Origin of the sequence: Thermogemmatispora sp. (assembly GCF_019683635.1) — a bacterium.
Taxonomy (GTDB): domain Bacteria; phylum Chloroflexota; class Ktedonobacteria; order Ktedonobacterales; family Ktedonobacteraceae; genus Thermogemmatispora.
Genome location: NZ_JADGIA010000118.1, coordinates 1 through 15888 on the forward strand (window position 1 = coordinate 1; position 15888 = coordinate 15888).

The 15888-nt window shown below is 61.2% G+C and carries 8 protein-coding genes and 1 pseudogene; 2 read left to right on the plus strand and 7 right to left on the minus strand.

Going from position 1 to position 15888, the window contains the following annotated elements; translation table 11 throughout:
- Positions 1-114: 114 nt before the first annotated feature.
- The 4 genes from IRZ31_RS13550 to IRZ31_RS13565 form a co-directional block, all read right to left on the minus strand.
- Positions 115-1239, minus strand: a complete 1125-nt coding sequence (locus IRZ31_RS13550; protein ID WP_297154508.1) for a mannosyl-3-phosphoglycerate synthase — start codon at positions 1237-1239, stop codon at positions 115-117.
- Between the two features lie 624 nt (positions 1240-1863).
- Positions 1864-3042 (minus strand): hypothetical protein, encoded by a 1179-nt coding sequence (locus IRZ31_RS13555; RefSeq protein ID WP_297154510.1) that lies wholly within the window; start codon positions 3040-3042, stop codon positions 1864-1866.
- A gap of 267 nt (positions 3043-3309) precedes the next feature.
- Positions 3310-4515, minus strand: a complete 1206-nt coding sequence (locus tag IRZ31_RS13560) for a glucosaminidase domain-containing protein (protein ID WP_297154512.1) — start codon at positions 4513-4515, stop codon at positions 3310-3312.
- A 131-nt stretch (positions 4516-4646) separates the two neighbouring features.
- Positions 4647-6422 (minus strand): glycosyltransferase family 39 protein, encoded by a 1776-nt coding sequence (locus tag IRZ31_RS13565; RefSeq protein ID WP_297154514.1) that lies wholly within the window; start codon positions 6420-6422, stop codon positions 4647-4649.
- 292 nt (positions 6423-6714) lie between these two features.
- On the opposite strand from IRZ31_RS13565, the gene IRZ31_RS13570 reads away from it, so the two are divergent.
- Together IRZ31_RS13570 and IRZ31_RS21415 are read left to right on the plus strand one after the other, a co-directional pair.
- A complete protein-coding gene (locus tag IRZ31_RS13570; RefSeq protein ID WP_297154516.1) occupies positions 6715-8994 on the plus strand; it encodes a glycoside hydrolase family 3 N-terminal domain-containing protein in 2280 nt (759 codons plus the stop codon).
- Between the two features lie 132 nt (positions 8995-9126).
- Positions 9127-9233: pseudogene (locus tag IRZ31_RS21415) on the plus strand (family 43 glycosylhydrolase); the annotation flags it as partial.
- A gap of 163 nt (positions 9234-9396) precedes the next feature.
- Here IRZ31_RS21415 and IRZ31_RS13575 read toward each other — a convergent pair.
- From IRZ31_RS13575 to IRZ31_RS13585, 3 genes are all read right to left on the minus strand, one after another.
- Positions 9397-11337, minus strand: a complete 1941-nt coding sequence (locus IRZ31_RS13575; RefSeq protein WP_297154517.1) for a methyl-accepting chemotaxis protein — start codon at positions 11335-11337, stop codon at positions 9397-9399.
- 79 nt (positions 11338-11416) lie between these two features.
- Complete coding sequence (locus tag IRZ31_RS13580; protein ID WP_297154519.1) at positions 11417-13222, minus strand: ABC transporter substrate-binding protein; 1806 nt, start codon at positions 13220-13222, stop codon at positions 11417-11419.
- Positions 13223-13253: 31 nt separating this feature from the next.
- Complete coding sequence (locus IRZ31_RS13585) at positions 13254-15452, minus strand: methyl-accepting chemotaxis protein (protein ID WP_297154520.1); 2199 nt, start codon at positions 15450-15452, stop codon at positions 13254-13256.
- Between the last annotated feature and the right edge of the window lie 436 nt (positions 15453-15888).

The window sequence follows — 15888 nt, forward strand, 5'->3', positions numbered from 1 at the left end:
CTGTCAAGGGGCGGGCGGGGGCCTATGGTCCACCCCGACAGGCAAGTGTAGCGAACGTCGGACGCCGGGTCGCCGACGAGATCTCACCTCGGCCAGGCCAGTGGACAGCGCAGGCTAGCTCAGCGAGGTCTCCAGCAGGCTACCGCTACCGCGGCCAGGGCTATCAACAGGCTCCAGCAGGCGGTAGCGATCGGGGAGGTCCTCTTCTCCGCTGAGGTCCAGCTCCTGCAGAGCGGGATAGACCAGCGGAGGGACCAGTGTCAGCTCTAGCTCCTCACTGAGACGCAGCAGTGCGTTCTCCACCTGGAGCGGGAGGTGCTCTTGAAAGAGCAGGAGAGAGCCGAGACTCACCGCGATCATCTCACGGATATGGTCCTCATCCCGCTTGGTATGAAAGTGAGGGCTATGTGAGTGATACTGCTGCAGCAGCGCCGCTGCGGGGGCCGGATAAAGAGGGCTGGCCTTGAAGAGCAAGTCGAGGAGCAGGAAGGTTTCCACAGCGAAACCGGAGGCGAAACGCAAGGTTTGTGCCGTCGTCAAGGTCATCCCCTGCTCGCCGGCGTTGGAGGAGGTAATCGTCTCTGAGAGACCAGACCAGGACTGACAGAGTAGGGAGACAATTGGCGAGACCACGCTCGTGCAGCGGCCAGCGCTGGCCTCGACCAGGGTACCATTGCGCAGGCCGGGCTTGGCAGCCCAGCAGATGCGGATATTATGCAAGGTTCCACTGGCGTGGTAGGCGTAAGTTGTATGCGCAGCCATGAACAGGCGGCCCATAGCCAGCGTATACTCCAGCAAGGCACAGGGAACCAGGTTATCGGCGTCGTAGAAAACGAGCCAGCGAGGAAAACGCAGCAGGTGGGCCAGCAGCGTTCCGAGATACATTCCCTCTCCCTTCCCATCGCGCACATGGCCGCTGCTATCCAGAATATGGGCAACGCCGTGGGCGCGCAGCAGTGTTGCCAGGACGTCGTCCTTCTGGTGCACCACAAACAGCTGACGGTGGGAGGCCAGTCGGGCCCGCAGGCCCAACCTGAGCATCTCATACTCCTCTGGGGGGCAGTTGGTCACGACAATGATCGGACTGTTCACTGGCAGATACCAAAGTACTCCGGCCAGCGTCTCCAGGCTTTCGGACTTGTGGGAGATGATGAAGGCGGTGTGGGCCAGGAAATGGGAAAGATCGTGGAGGTTGTGCTCTTCGAGAAGATGGGCAAATCGGATGGTGTCAATGAGCATATCGCTTGCTTTTCCTTTCTAATCGAGAGGAGTTGCGTCTGTCGCGACCGGAAAGATTCGACCATCTGTAGAGAAAAGACGCACGGAGGAGGGCTTTCATCTCATCGAGGCCGGCAAGAGCACGGAAAGGTACGGACCGAGCCGCTATCGGCTCCGCTCCCGACCGCTAAGAGAGTGAGCCACTCCACCGGGCACCGCCATTCTGCTTCAGAGGCGAGGGCGGTGACCCAACCCTAGCTAGCAACCTCGCTAGCCAGCCAGAAGGGAACTCTGCCGTACAGTAATACGTTCGCCTCCCAAAAGGCGCGCCGTTTGCTGGCTCAAAGTACTACTGTCTGTTTGCTATGATGGATGGATAGGCGGAGAGTTGAAGCAGCCAGGCAGTAGACAAAGACAAGAACCACTTCTGTACGGCTTGGCTTATGCTCCTCGTCGCCCCGGGCGGGGGATAAAGGCCCCAAGAGCACGGCCCGGGGTGCCGAGAGAGAACGAGGTGGGCATCCGGCAAAGGGGCGAGGCTGTCGCCCACACAGGTGGGCAGACGCCGGGCCAGGAGCCGGATGGGGAGAAGGGAGACAGGTGCTGTCTCAGCTCCCTCCCTCCTTCCTTCCCAGCTAACTCCGCTCAGAGAGAGCCATCGTGACTATCGAAGCCGACGGAGGGGGGACTGGGAGAGAAGTGCTCCAGGAATCGGTAGAGGCGTCGTAGTTGGCGCTCGTGTTCTCCTTGTTGCTGTTCGACATTCAAATAGAGCTGCGAGAGCAACTCATAGCGCTGGGTCTGCTCATTGAGGCGCAGCAGCAGTGTGCCCAGTTGCTCCTGTTGCCCGGCCAGCACTCCCAGCAGCTCCTGCTGGTTCTCTTGTTGATCCCGCCGACGCTCCTCCAGCTCCCGTTCAAGATAGCTGAGCTGAAGTCCCTGCTGATCTTGCCGATCATGCTGCTGTTCCACGCGCTGGCGCTGCTCAGCTACCTGAGCCGTCAGGAACGTCACCTGTTGGGTAAGTTGTCCCAGAGTATGCGCCATCTGCTCCTGCTGGATACGCTGCTCTGCCAGCTGGGTAGTCAGGTGAAGCATCTCTCGCGTGAGCTGTTCGTGGACCTCAACCTCCTGTTGAACATGGGTCGTCAGGGCCTCGATCTGCTGACGAAGCAGGATAAGCGTCTGGTGCCACTGCTCACTGGTCTGCTGTAATCGCTCCGTCAGCTCTTCTAGTTGCTGCTCCAGCTCAGTCTGGCGGGTGCTGTTCTGGATCTGGAGGGCGGCGATTTCATCCTCAAAGGAGGTTTGCAGCCGGGTCAGGGCCTCATCGACTGCAAGCCGCTGTTGTCCGTAGGCCTCTTGCTGTTGCTGAAAACGTGCCTCCAGTCGGTTGCGCAAGCGTTCCAGGGCCTCATGCTGGCGCAGGGACTGCTCTCGGACTAGCCTGCGCAGGGCGGCCATCTCCTGCGAGACAAACTCAGGGGAGACGATCGGGTGGGCTTCCCGAGGGGCTTCCGCGGCTGGCCGCTCGGACGGCGAGCGCTGCGCTAGCTGACCACCCTCGTTCCTGGCGGGAGCAGGAGTCTGTACCGTGCTCGCCGAGGCGGCAACGCTAGCGTTGAGCAAGGCCAGATCACTGGCGCGGATCAGGCGTAGCTGGCTCCTGCTCTCTAGCGACTGACGACGTACTGGCAAGAGGCCTTGACTGATCCAGCGTTCGATTGTCGCCTCGCTCTGCCCGCTCGTACGGGCAGCCTGGCTAACGGTTAACCAGCGATCTTCGGGGTTGGCCAGCTCGTCGACGAGGTGTTCCTGCTCCACAGCTTCTTCTGTCCTTGCAGGCGAGTCTTCCTGCATGTGTTCCTCGAACATGAAAGCAACTGCCTCCAGCTATCCGCTGGTCTCAGTATATGTTGCCTGCCCGGGGACGTCAACAGCAGAAGGCTAGAGGCCGGCCTCGACTAGTACGAGTGGCTAGTTGAGGTCAAGGATGGGAGGAAGAATAACCCGGCTGCTCGGTCTGAGGAGAGGACTAAGCCAGGCGAGGTTCGGGGCCGGAGCAGGAACAAGCGCAGGTGGCTTGCCGGCCTACTGTTGCGGGCTGGCGGCCTGCGCTTGCTGATCCTGCTCGGCCAGCTTACTCTGCTGGCGCCAGAGGGTTACCTGGCGCTCAACCATCTGGATAAAGGTTTTCACGACCAGGGGGTCTCGACTCTGGGCATAAGCTGGGACGAGCTCCCCAACGGTGCCGAGGCCCTGCTGGTCCAGGTAGTAGTCGCGCACATAATGGAACCAGTCGCGGATGCCGTCCTCCCAGCTCTGGTAGCTCCGGTAGCCACTCAAGGAGCGGCAGTGGCAGCTGGCTGTGACTGGGGCGTGCAACAGGCCAGGCGAGTGGGTGACACGGGCCAGGCCCACGGTGCCGAAGGTGCTATCGTGCAGGAAGAAAGCCAGGGCATAGACGGGGTCGATCCCCATCTGCTCTCCACTCTCGTAGATCAGTTGGGCGTCGCCGACCAGTGGTGACTGGTATTGGGTCAGCAGGCTGGCGATGAAATCGACCGTGACCGTCGGGCGCCCCTGGAGTGGGTAGCCATCGGCAGGATAGGGCACGGCAGTGGCCCGGTTACCGGATGGGGACACGATAGCTGTTGGCGTAGGCATCGGTGTCGGCTGTTGGCCTGTGCTACTCGCGTTCGTCGTGGGGGTCGTTCCGCTGACCGGGCCAAAGAGCCGCAGTTGCTCGCTACGCCAGGTATCGACCGCTGTCTTGACTGCCTGGATGTAGCCCGCCACGTCGTTGTGGTCAGACGCCGGTGCATAGCGTGGAATGATCTCCTCAACGGTGGTCAGCCCCCAGCTATCGATGTAGACGGTGCGAATGAGCCGGTACCAGGCGACAAAGCCGGCCTCCCAACTGGGAAAAGCTGCAAATCCATCGATGCAGGCAGCATCAGGAATGCAGCGCAGGTTGCCCAGCGATAGCGTCGTCCGGGCAATGCCTGCTGTCCCAAAGGTGCTTTCGTGGAAGAAGAAGGCCAGGGCGTAGACGGGGTCGATCCCGTACTCGATTCCGTCGTCGTAGAGTGCCTGGCCTTTGCCGGCAGCTGGTGAATGATAGCTGGTGAGCACGAGGTCGATCAGGGCGGGACTGACGGAAGGTGGCCCCGCGAGGACGTAGGCACTAGCCGGCTGCGGCGCGGCGCGCAACGTTGCGCTCTCCGAGGCAAAGGAGGCAAAGCTAAAGAGGAGAAGCAAAAGGCTAACGGTGAGAATTTTGCTGATCCGCTGCATGCGTCTGCCTTTCGTTATGGCCTCTCTTCCCCTAATGATACCTCATTTCACTCAGAAAAGGCAGCCCCCCTGTAAGAAAGGTGGGGGAAGGTCGAGCGCGGTTGACGAGCAGGGCTGGTCAGGTTTTCTTCCTAGCGTAGATAGAGCACAAAGCCAGGAAGGTTCACGCGTCGGTAGTGGCGGCTGGCAAGGATATGGGCCTGACTACTGAGCAAAGGGAATTCGCCGTTCTGGGCGTCGCTGAAGAGATAAGCGGCCCGAGGGTCGGCACTGACCTCCTGGTAATAGGGGGGATAGCGCACCAGGTCATTGCGCGTGAGCCACGGATTAATGGTCGCGCAGATCACCTGCTCCTGACTCACGAAGGTCAGGCGGTCGCAGATCCAGTAACCGGAATAGACATGGCGGACCCCCCAGTGCTCCAGAGTGGCTGCCAGGGCAACGTATTGCTGCTGACGCTCAGCGGCGGTGGAAATCTCAGGAAGGTTGGCCAGGGTACCTTCCAGGAAGGCCAGGAAGAGCAGAGCCAGGGCCGTCCCGGCGAGCAGGCGCTGAGTGCAGATGCGGAGGCGCTCAGCGGGGGCAACAGCGTAGGGTAATAGTGAGGGCTGGCCCTGGAGGGCGTTACCGACGCCAGGGCGCAAGCTCTGTTGGAAGAGGTAGACCGGGGGCCAGATGAGGGCAGGAGTCAGGATCAGCAGGCCCACCAGATAGCGCATGCTCTGAGGACGCTGCGCCGCTGTCAGGCTCACAGTGTAGCTCAGCAGCGTGATGAGACCTGCGAGCAGCAGGAACAGGCGACTGGCATGCACAGCCTGGGCCCGCCGCTTCTCTCCCCTCAGACCCCCCTTTGAGTGCTGCCAGAGCTTCCAGAGGGGACGCAAAGACAGGAAGAGAGAGCTGGCGAGCAGGAGGAGAAAACCCAGGCTCCAGCCGCCGTAGAGCGCGGCGCAGCTAAGGCTCTGGCCATGCCGCCAGCCGTAGAAGGGCAGGGCTTCCAGAGGACAGGTCGGCGTCATGCCAGTGGCCAGGGGCAGACTGTAAAGAAAGGTACCAGCCAGTTTCTTGAGCCAGAGCTGCAGACCCGTAGGAGGGATGCCGGGGTAGCGATTCTGACTATAGAGAGCCAGGAAAACGCTGAGCGAGTCCTGGCCGGAAGGAGCATGGAGATTGTAGAGAATCAGCGGGAAGGCGCCGAGGACCAGACCAGCCAGGAGGAGGAGCGGCAGAACTGGGTGCCTCAGCCACTCACGCCCGCTAAAGAGGACCAGGAGAAGCGCCGCGCAGCCGAGGAAGGGGATCACAAGCCAGTGACTCCACAGGCCCAGGCCGGCCACAAGTCCCCAGGTGAAAGAAGCCAGCAGGCGACGTTTAGGCCACGACTTTCCTGACTCTTCCGGCTGAGTCTGTGCCAGCCAGGCTGCCAGGAGCATGGCCAGCGAGCCAAAGGCCAGGGTCTCAACAGCTCCCCCAACGGCGCGCATTTCAGGGGTCAAGACATAGCGTGGCGCCAGACTGAGCAGCACCAGCGAGAAGATGGCCACTGTGCGCCCATAAAGCAGGCGGGCTAGCTGGTAGAGAGCGAGCGCAAAAAGGAGGAGAAAGGCCAGCATAGCCAGGCGCAGCGAAAGCAAGGAGGGGCCGAAGAGGTGAAAGAAGACGGCAGCCACGTAGGCCTCGCCGGCCCCCATATAGTTTTGCCCATAATAGAAGATAGGCCAGTCCTGGCCGCGGGCGATATGGAGAGCCATCAATCCCATCGTTCCTTCCTCGCTGTCGGTGCCGGGCCAGCCAGCAAGGCTGAAGCCCAGGCGTATCGCCAGCATGGCGACGATGAGAGTTGGCGCGGCAATCGACTCGCCCGCTCGCCGCAACTGTATGCGCAAGGTTGATAAGGAGGCCATCATTCTCTTTCCTTGCAGAAGAGAACAGAGACGAGATCTCTGCCCCTGGGCAGGAGAGGATCACCTTTCAGCTCTCTACTTTGAGTGAATCTATTCTAGACGACGTGCCGCGCGTTGCCTAGAAGATAGGGCGAAAAATACCAGCATTGGCTGTCTTGCTGTTCCTCTCCCCCAGCTTGACCGCCAGGAAGCAAGAGGGAAGCGATCGACTGCTGCCGACCACGAGATTTTGGTGAGGCAATTCAGCTATACTGTGTCATATCAAGGCTGATGACGGAGGAGAAGAAAGCTGACCATGAGCCGAGATGGATATGCTGGGCAGGTCCAACAACGGATCGCAGCGTTGTTGGCCTCGATGACCCTTGAAGAAAAAGCCGGGCAACTCACGCAGTATTTCTACTTCCCGGGTTTCACCCTCCAGACCTCCTTTGTGGAGGAAGAGATCCGTGCCGGGAGAGTGGGGAGCCTTCTCTTCGTCGCCGACCCGGTGCAGACCAATCGACTCCAACGCCTTGCGGTTGAGGAGAGCCGCCTTGGTATCCCGCTGCTCTTTGGCTTCGATGTCATTCATGGACTGCGAACCATCTTTCCCGTGCCGCTTGGGCTGGCGGCCTCCTGGGACCCACAGCTGGTCGAGCAGGTGCAAACGGTAGCGGCGCGGGAGGCGCGCGCTGTCGGTATTCACTGGGCTTTTGCTCCGATGGTGGATATTGCCCGTGATCCTCGCTGGGGCCGTATCGTCGAGGGGGCCGGCGAAGATCCGTACCTGGGCGCGCGTCTGGCCGCTGCGCATGTGCGCGGCTTTCAGGGCGAGGGGATTGGCGCCGCCGAGCGCATAGCCGCAGGGCCGAAGCACTTTGTTGGCTATGGAGCAGCGCTCGGCGGACGCGACTACGATGAGGTCAACCTTTCCGAGAGTGAGCTGCGCAACGTCTATCTTCCGCCGTTTGCGGCAGCGGTTGAGGCGGGCGCTGAAAACATCATGAGCTCCTATGTGGGGATCAATGGTGTGCCAGCGGCGGCAGATCGTCGGCTGCTCACCGAAGTGCTGCGGAACGAACTAGGCTTCCAGGGGTTCGTGGTGAGCGACGCCAACGCTGTGATTGACCTGACTACCCACGGTCTGACTCGCGACGACCGCGATGCGGCCCTGCGGGCGCTGCAGGCTGGCCTGGATATGGAGATGTCCCTGGGTGTACAGTTTGTGGGTGAGACTGGCCCAGCAGCGCGTCCGGCGGCGTTCGCCACGCTGCCAGAGGCGGTGCGTGCTGGTCAGATCGATGAGCGGCTGCTCGACGAAGCAGTGGGGCGGGTGCTGGCGCTCAAGTTTCGTCTGGGCCTCTTTGAGCACCCCTATGTCGATGAGGCACGCGCCAGCACGGTACTCAGCTCTCCCGCGCATCGTGAACTGGCGCGTGTGGCCGCTGAGCGCTCAGCGGTGCTGTTGCGCAATACGGGCGTCTTACCTCTCGACCGTGCGGCGCTGCGCCGGCTCGCTGTGATCGGGCCACTGGCGGCGGATAAGCGGGCGACCCTCGGCCCGTGGGTCTTCGTGCCGGAGCTGGAGCGTACGGTTACTGTGCTAGAGGGACTCCGTCAGATGGCAGGCTCCGCCCTGCAGGTCGACTATGCTCCTGGGGTGCCGCTACCAACGCGCCCTATTGCTTCGCCATTTGCAGCCCTCGACCAGCTCGTCCCCGGGGCCTCCCTGTCGGGGGAGTCTTCATTTGACGAGCGGGCTGAGTTCGAGCGAGCCATTGCCCTGGCCCGCTCCGCTGATGTCGCTGTGCTGGTACTGGGCGAAGCAGCAGATATGAGCGGTGAGGCGGCCTCGCGCTCAACGCTCGACCTGCCAGGTCGGCAATTGGAGCTGTTGGAGGCGGTGGCCGAAACTGGGACGCCGCTGGTCCTGGTGCTGCTCTGTGGCCGGCCCCTCGATCTGCGCCGTGTAGTTGAACGGACGGCAGCCATGCTGGTGGCCTGGCACCCGGGCAGTGAAGGAGGCAATGCCGTGGCCAGGCTGCTCTTTGGCGAGGTGGCTCCTGGAGGCAAGTTGCCTGTGAGCTGGCCACGCAGCGTGGGACAGGTGCCTCTGATCTACGCTCATCTGCGCTCGCACCAGCCACAGACGAGCGGTCTCCGCTATTGGGAGGAGGAGAGCACACCCCTCTATCCTTTCGGCTTTGGTCTCAGCTATGGTGAGGTGGAGTATAGCGATTTGCAGCTGAGTGCTACCTTGATCGGCCTGCACGATACGCTGGAAGCCAGTGTGGTGCTCCACAACCGCTCGCAGCGTCCTCTCGAAGAGGTGGCGCAGCTCTACCTGCATCAGCGCTATGGGAGGGCGGCCCGTCCGGTGCGTGAGCTGAAGGCGTTTGAACGCGTGAGCCTGGCCCCAGGAGAGAGGCGCACGCTCCGCTTCACCATCGGGCCAGAGGCGAGGCGCTACTGGAGCGCCGCCGCTGGGGCCTATGTGCTCGATGAGTCCGTCTTTGACGTCTGGGTAGGCGGCTCATCGCAAGCCTCCTTGCACGCCGAGTTCACTGTTCAGGCCGATAGCCAGGTTGGGCGCTAACCCCGCCCAGGGAAGGCGGCGATACCGTGGGCGCTGGCCCAGCCCAGGCGGCTTCCTCCCGGCCTGGGTCAGCGCCCACTCAGTCAGTCAGGTCGGCGTTTAGTGACAGCTTGCGGAAGGACCATAGAGACCATGCAGGTGCAGAATCCGATCATCCCTGGTTTCCACCCCAACCCGACCCGAGCATCTGCCGTGTTGGCGATGACTACTATCTGGTTACCAGCTCCTTCGAGTCTTTCACCTCCTGAAATCGGCGACGTTGTCGCTGCAAACCACGGGGCCGGAGGTGGACAGACTCTTTGACCTCCGGTCCTGTCCTTGCCCCCGGCCCTGCTCTCAGTAAGCTGGCCCGGCTTGCCACCTGCGGGTGCTGTCCAACCAGGCCGGTCGTTGCAGCAACGTTCAGGCAGTGCTGCCCTCGCGCAGACGGAAGACCTCGACCGAGCGACGCAGGTACTCGACCCGCTGCGCCAGGGCCTCCACGTGCTGCGACGCCTGACGCGTATTCACATTCATCTGGCGAGTCGCCTGGGAGAGGCGCTGCATGATTTGAACAATCGAGGTAAACGCCTGCAGCTGGCGGGCTGCCATATCCGTAATGCGCTCAATCTCACGGGCTTGCAGCTCGACGGCTTCAGAAATCGTCTCCAGAGCTGCCCCGGCCTCCTGAGCACGGTCGGCCCCGAAGGCGCTCTCGTGCTCTGTAGTGCGCATCGAACTTGTCACTGCACTGATATCCTGCCGTACCCCATCGACGATCTGCACGATCGAGCGGGCCTGGCTATTAGCCCGCTCGGCCAGACGCTGGATGTCAGCCGCTACCGCCCCGAAACCGCGCACCGACTCCCCCTCGTAGGCCACCAGGGTCGCCGCATCCTGAGCCAGACGGTTCGTCTGCTCAACAATGGCTGAGATCACCTCGACGGTGCTGTTAATAGCGCGCGAATGCTCGTCGAGCTTCTCAACCTTGGTGGCAGTCGCCTGCACATTCTCATAGATGCGTTTGAGACCTTCGAGCACTTGTTGAACGGCCTGGCGACCCTGGCGCACATGCTGAAGCGACTCGTGAGTGCTTGACTGCAACATATTGGCGCGCTCAGCGATATGGCGGCTGGAGGAGGCAATATGCTCGATCTCGCGGGTCGCGCGGGCGATCTGGTGCAGCTGCTGGTCGCCTGTTTCCACCAGGCGCGCCAGGGCATCGACGACGACAGTTGTTGAGATGGCCACCTCGCGTGCTGCCCCTTTGACGCGCATGACCAGGCTGCTCAGCTCGGCCAGCATATAGTTAAAAGCATTGGCGATAATCTGCAGCGTCCCGCCGGTCATCCGTGCGCGTCCGCTCAAATTACCCTGGCTGACTCCGCTGACATCGCCTACCAGGGCCTCAATCTGCTTCTGCAGGGCATTGCGCTGATCTTGAATCTCCTGGATCAGGCGCACCATGTGGTCGAGCATGCTATTAAGCGAGCGCGCCACCAGGGCGATCTCATCGCGGCCCGAGACCGGGGCGCGAACACTGGTATCGCCGCGGGCGATACGGCGCGTCAGGCGAGCCAGCTGACCCAGAGGGCGGGCGATTGTCCAGTAGACAAAGGTTCCGACCAGCAAGACCACAGCGATGATCAGGATGGCCGCCAGCGCGATCTCAATCGCCGTCTGCGTAGCCTGGGGGCCAGTTACCTCAACCACCTTGTCGCCTACAGTCTCCGTGAGATCGACAAGATGCTTCCAATCATTTTCCAGAGGAGTATAGGCGCTATTGGCCTGCTGCAGCAGTTGGGTGGTTTTGCTCGTAGTGCTGGAAGATTGCAGCGCCGCCAGCTCGCGATCTTGTGCCTGCAGGTAGCGCTCCCACTCACCTGAGAGGACGCGCTGCAGCGTCTGCTGTTGGTCGCTAGCCAGGCCGCGGGTACTGCTCTCGCTCTCTAGCAGCGTGCGGATGGGGGCCATCTGCGGCGAAGTGGCCAGCTGATAGTTGTGCTGGTAGCTCGTCAGGCCCTGGGCGAAGCTTGACTCCAGCGTCTTGATCTCAGTGGTCAGGCGCTGGCGCAAAGCAGCCAGATCAGTATTGGGGGCCCCAGCAATAGTAGTTGACACGAAGGTCTGGGCCTGCAGCGCGATCAGGTCGGCATGCATATGCTGCAAGTTTGCCAGCTGGGTTGTGACCACATGAACGGCATCAGTACTGACCTGGACCGCCTGGCTGCGGCCATTAAGGGTATCGATATAGGCGCGTCCGAGCAGCCAGAGGATGATGCCCGGAATGACAGCCACTAGCATGGCTGCCAGAAAGAGGCGCCGTACAATGGGCGCCTGCGAGATCCATCTCATTGAGACCATCGTGCTCACATTCCCTTCTTGCTTCTCTACAGCTGATTGTTCGCAGGACAGCATCGGACAAGTGGGCCGCTCGGACCACTCAGACATGGTGCAGAGAGAGGGCCACCTGCTCATTATCGGGATAGCTATAGGGGGACGGCACAGCGTAGGGATTGTGCTCATCGGGCCATCCCACAAAGCGGGCCGTTGTGTACTCGTACCAGTTGACGCTGTAGAGCAACGGAATCGCAGGCAGCTGCTCTACCATGATGCGCTGCAGCCCAGTGAGAGCCTGCTGCTGCACAGTGGGATCAGTTGAGTGGGCATATTGAGCCAACAGCCGATCGGTTGTGGGGTCGCTCCAGCGCTCCCAGTTCGAGGGGGCAGACTTCCCGATAGGCGCCGTGTTGGCGCTATCGAGCAAGGCATCATACAGATAGTAAGGAGAAGGGCCGCTATTGGTCCAGGAGATCGCGCTCTCAAAAGAACCCAGCTGCAGATCCGAGATATAGGTATTGAGCGGGAGCGCCTTGACCGTGACCGAGATGCCAATGGCAGCCAGATCCTGGGCCATCAAGGCGCAATCCTTTTCCCAGTCGGTCCAGCCAGAAACAACCTCCATGCTGAAAGCCAGCCGCCGGCCCTCGCGATCCGCGAAGATGCCATCGCTTTCCCGTGTAAAGCCGGCTCCTTCCAGCAAGCGAATGGCGCGCGCTTGATCGATCTGGAACGAGAGCGAGCGATACTGCGGAGCCAGGAAGGAGCGGTAGGCAGGCAGGACAATGCCCGTCGGATGAGGCGGGGGCTCGTAGCCGTTCTCGCCCTCCTTTGAGAGGCCCTCACGATCGATCGCCAGGCTGATGGCCTGACGCACAGGGAGCAGATTGAAGGGATAGCGAGCAGTATTGAGATAGAGCATGACGATGGCAATAGGAGGCAGCCAGTAACGGTTGTGGGTCGGATCTCGCGCCACAAAGCTCTGGAGATTCGAACTAAAGAGGCCTGTCCAGTCAATAGACCCCTGGGCCAGGAGCAGGTCAGCGCTGGCGTTGGAGACATAGGCCGGATAACGCAACTCGCTGATATACGGCTTGCCCGGCTGCCAGTAGTGTGGATTGCGCTCCAGGATATAGAGCGTGGGATCAAACGACTTCAGGACGAAGGGGCCGGTGCCGACCGGATTCGGATTGGTTTCGTGCACGGGATCTTTGACGTGCTCCCAGATATGGCGAGGGACGATGTAGGTCTGGCCGCCGATGTACCACTCCTCTGGAAATGAGGGCTGCTTGAAAGTAACGACCACGCGGTACGGATCGGGGTTCGTCACCGCCTGGAGGGTGGTCCAGATGCTATGAAGATCCAGGGCCGGAAAGCGATGGAGCAAGTTGAGCGTAAAGACCACATCGTCGCTGGTAAAAGGCTGACCATCGCTCCACTCGACCCCGCGGCGCAGCTGGAAGGTGAGCGTCTTGAGGTCGCTGGACCAGGAGAAGCTGGTCGCTAACCAGGGCTTCACCTGACCGGTCTCCTGGTTAAAGAAGAGCAAGGTCTCATAGATCATCCCCTTGGTCCCGCTGAGCGTCGAGTTGTCGGCGGCAAAGGGGTTGAAGAAACGCTGGAAGCGTCCATAGGGGCCAGGGACAATGGTTAAGGCTCCCCCATACTTGATCTGTGAACCTGGCTGCGCGCTACTTGCCGGCATACTGCCAGGCACACAAGCCGTCATCACCAGCAGCAGAGCTGTGGCCAGCACCAAGAGCTGGAGGGCACGTGAGCGCTGGCGCCTGCCACGGTGGTGGGTCGCCCAGAGTGGGTCAGAACCAGGCGAGGAGCCGCACCACGAAGCGGGACTGAGGCCATGAGACTCACAGGTAGGGCGAGTATGATCAGGGACAGCGCTGGGCATGGTGCATCCTCCTTGACATCAACATCAGATCCTACTGATAGGGCTCGCCGTCGGCAGCTTGCGGCGGCTGCGAGACCCACAGCTGTGAAGAGGGCAAAGGGGTATTGGGGCTGGACCCTGATAGCCCCGTTGGTGGCAGAGGTGTCACTGCCCCAGTGGGAGGCGAAGGGGACTGTGGCGGGAGGGGCAGCAGGCCGGGCTGAGATTGGCTGAGCGGAGCACTCACAGGCCGCGTGCCTGAGCCAAGCGGGGAGATCGATCCCGTCGTTGTCAAGCTACGTCGCTCGCTTGCTGCTGCCGTCGTCGAGGAGACTGACTGCTCACGCGAGACCCTGAAGGCATCGACAGAGATCCGCAGATGCTCAACCAGAGAGGCCAGGCGCTGCATATGATGAGTCGCCTCGCCCAGTCGGGCCTTGTTCGTCTGCGTCAGATCGGCCACATACTGCATAATCTGGACAGCCGCCGTGGCCAGCTCCATCTGTCTGGTCACCAGGCTCGTAATATCGGCGATGTCGCGGGCCTGGCGCTCAACCGTGGCAAAGATGCCCTCCAGGGTGCGCTCGACATCCTGAGAAACCTTGCTTTCCACGGTGGTCTCGCGCTGGGTACGCTCCATAGAGGTAGCGGCCTCAGCGATATCCTCCTGGGCGCTGCGCACGATGCGCGCGATGTTATTGGCCTCCAGCTTGGCCTGCTCGGCCAGCCGGCGGATGCGCACAGCCACCGCGCCGAACTCCTTGCGTCCCTCGCCGGCCATCGCGGCCTGGATAGCTGAATCGAGCGCCAGGCGATGGGTCTGGTAGGCCAGGCTAAAGATGGCCTCCACAATATCATTGATCTCCTGCGAACGCTCGCCCAGGCTGCGCACACGCTGCGTCGTTACCTGCACATGGGCCTGAATGTGACCGAGGCGGTTAATCGCGTCCCAGGTGGCCTGATGCCCGCCGGTAGCGCTGCGCTGCGTATCTTGCGCGATGCTTTCCAGAATCTGGGCGTGCTGCGCCACCTCCTGGCTCGCCAGAGCCATCTGCTCCACGCCGCTCGCCGCCTCATTGATCTGCTGAATCTGAAATTCCCCGAGCTGGCTGAGGCGAGTCATCTGCTCCAGGGTAAGTCGGGTCGAGGTCTCCACCTCGCGAGCCACCTGCTTGATACGGATCACCAGGCCCTCCAGCTCGCTGATCATGTAATTGAAGGAAGAGGCGAGCACCCCCAGCACATCGCCAGTCACATCAGCGCGGATGCGCAAATCGCCCTCGCCAACCCCTTTCACCTCGCTTGCCAGATTACCGATGCGTGTTTGCAGGAGATCGCGCTGCTGCTGGGTGTTCTCCATCAGCTGGACGATGGTGTCGAGCATCGTATTCATTGAAGCGGCCACGCGGGCGATCTCGTCACGTCCGCTGAGCCTGGCGCGCGCCATCGTATCGCCCGCGCTAATGCGCCGGGTGAGCTGGATGAGCTGGCGCAGCGGACGGCTGATCGTCAAGTTGACAAGGTAGCCAATGGTAAAGACAAAGAGCATGGAGATGGGGATAGCCGTCACGGTCCCAATCAACATGGGAACGGTCTGTGAGGGACCAACGCGCACGACCTCGGTGTTGACTCGTTCGGCAATGTCTACAATGCGCTGCCAGCTTGCTAATAGCGGCGTATAGAGCTGATCAGCCTTCTGCAGGAGCTGGGCAGCCTGGGCCAGAGGCATGCGTGTATCGAGGCCGATCAAAAGGTCGTCCTGGGCGGCCTTGTACTGGGGCCATTGATGCTCCAAAATGAGGTCGAGCAGCTGCTGTTGCTCACGAATAATAGTGGTGTGCGGATCATTATCAAGCAGAATCTGTCGGATGTCGTCCATCGCCGGGGCGGTGGCGAGCTGGTACTGTTCTTGATAGGCCACGCTGTCAACATCGAAGCTCCCTTCGATGCTGAGCACCTGCAGGATGACGTCCTCTTCAGAGCGCGTCACGGTAGCATCGCTAGTGCTATTGGTGGTGACACTTGGCAATAGGGCCACCAGCAGCGCGTGCATGCTCTGCAAGCGCGCTAGCTCGGTGGTGGTAATCTTGATGGTCTGGTTACTGATCAGGACAGCCTGCCTTCCCGACTCCAGGGCATGAAAGTAGATGCTGCTGAGGAAGACAATCGCAATGAAGGGAATGATGGTTGCCCAGGCGAAGGTGGCAAAGAGCCGTAGGGAAATCGGCGTGTTACTGATCCATCTCGGCACTTCCTGGCCTCCTCTCTTGCGCTCGGCTCCGTCGCGCCTCTCTCTGCCGCTTGCGGGTTCGCTCGCAGGACCACGCGCGGTCATGACGTCAAACGCTGCCAGTGATGTTGAGCTAAGTATACAATATCAGTAGTCATGGAATTCCTAAATGGTTGATTAGTCACCTGAATTTCTTACCGCCATTCTTCTCTGCGTTGTTACGGTACCGGTACCGTAACAACATCAGAAATCGATTTATAGTGTAAAGAGGATGCCCGCACTCCAGCGAGGGGCGCAGGCAATGGGGCGCTGCGCGCCTTGGGCCAGATCGTCGTGTTCTCAGGGGGAGGCGGTGAGTGCGGAAAGAAGAGCGGCGAACTGGTAGCGGAGCGGGTGGAGTCAGCGGTTCGGAGGGAGGAGGGGCAGTGTTGGTAGAAAGAGGGCGCCGGGCAGGGGG